This window comes from Streptomyces sp. NPDC017056 (genome assembly GCF_044332485.1).
GTDB lineage: Bacteria > Actinomycetota > Actinomycetes > Streptomycetales > Streptomycetaceae > Streptomyces.
Genome location: NZ_JBIRPD010000045.1, coordinates 1 through 1,796, shown reverse-complemented (window position 1 = coordinate 1,796; position 1,796 = coordinate 1). Strand labels below are relative to the sequence as shown.

Annotated in this window: 1 pseudogene; it reads right to left on the bottom strand. The window is 69.9% G+C overall.

What is annotated here, in order from left to right:
• Window positions 1-1,790: pseudogene (locus ACH4OW_RS39050) on the bottom strand (beta-ketoacyl synthase N-terminal-like domain-containing protein); the annotation flags it as partial.
• Between the last annotated feature and the right edge of the window lie 6 nt (window positions 1,791-1,796).

Genomic DNA, 1,796 nt, shown 5'->3' with positions numbered 1-1,796 from the left:
CTGATACCGAACGAAGACACACCCGCCCGCCGCGGCCGCTCCACCTCCGGCCACGCACGCCCCTCCGTCAACAACTCCACCCCACCAACAGACCAGTCCACCTGCCGCGACGGCGCATCCACATGCAGCGTCTTCGGCAGCACACCGTGCCGCAACGCCATCACCATCTTGATGACACCACCCACACCAGCAGCCGCCATCGCATGACCGATGTTCGACTTCAACGACCCCAGCCACAACGGCCGGTCCGCCGCACGACCCCGCCCATACGTCGCCAGCAACGCCTGCGCCTCGATCGGGTCACCCAGCGTCGTCCCCGTACCGTGCGCCTCCACCACGTCCACATCCGCCGTGGTCAGCCGCGCATCCGCCAACGCAGCCCTGATCACCCGCTCCTGCGAAGGACCATTCGGAGCCGTCAGGCCATTCGACGCACCGTCCTGATTGATCGCGGTGCCGCGGACCACGGCCAACACGCGGTGGCCGAGACGCTCGGCATCGGACAGTCGCTCGGCCACCAGTACGCCCACGCCCTCGGACCAGCCGGTGCCGTCCGCCGCGTCCGCGAACGCCTTGCACCGGCCGTTCACCGCCAGGCCACGCTGCCGGGAGAAGTCGGTGAACGGCACCGGGGTGGCCATCACCGAAGCGCCTCCGACCAGCGCCATGGTGCACTCGCCGCGGCGCAGTGACTGGACCGCCAGGTGCAGGGCCGTGAGCGACGACGAGCACGCCGTGTCCACACTCACCGCCGGACCCTCCAAGCCCAGCGAGTAGGCCACCCGGCCCGACGCCACGCTGGTGAAGCCGCCGTTGCCGAGGAACGGCTGTACGTCTTCCGGGGGCGAGGGCACGCTCGTTGTGTAGTCGTTGTGGATGACGCCCATGAAGACGCCGGTCTCCGTGCCGGCGAGGGTCGCCGGGTCGAGAGAGGCCCGTTCCAGTGCCTCCCAGGAAACTTCCAGGATCAGTCGCTGCTGCGGGTCCATTGCCACGGCCTCACGCGGCGAGATCCCGAAGAATGCCGGATCGAAGCCCCCAGCCCCGGCCAGGAAGCCGCCCTCGCGGACATACGTCGTCCCCGCACGATCCGGGTCCGGGTCGTACAGACCCTCCACGTCCCAACCCCGGTCCTCCGGGAACGCCGACATACCGTCGATGCCGTCGGCGACCAGCCGCCAGAGATCCTCCGGCGAGGCCACATCACCCGGGTACCGGCACGCCATCCCCACGATCGCGATCGGCTCGTCACCTGCGTCGGGGGCGGTCTGCGAGCGCCGGTCCGACGCTGCGTCCGAGGTGGCGAGTTGGTCGTCGCCGACGACCTCGGAGAGGAGGTAGCGGGCCAGCGCCCGCAGGTTGGGGTGGTCGAAGATGAGGGTGGCGGGCAGTCGCAGTCCGGTGCTGCTCTGGAGGCGGTTGCGCAGTTCGACGGCGGTGAGGGAGTCGAAGCCCAGTTCCTTGAACGGCACGGATACGGGTACGTCCCCGCCGGCACCGTGGCCGAGTACGACGGCGACCTGGCGGCGTACCTCTTCGCTCACCCAGCGTTCGCGCTCGGCCGGATCGAGTCCGGTCACCTGGTCGGCCCAGAGACGGTCGCCGCTGGCCACCGCCGCGCGTCCGCGTACCGGGCCGGCGAGGGTGCGCAGAACAGCGGGTACCGAGCCCGACGCCCGTACCGCACCCAGATCCAGCCCGAACGCAGCCACCACCGGCCACGCCGAACCCACCACCTCATCGAACAACCGCAAACCCAACTCCGACGACAACGGCACCTCACCCCCACGCACCAA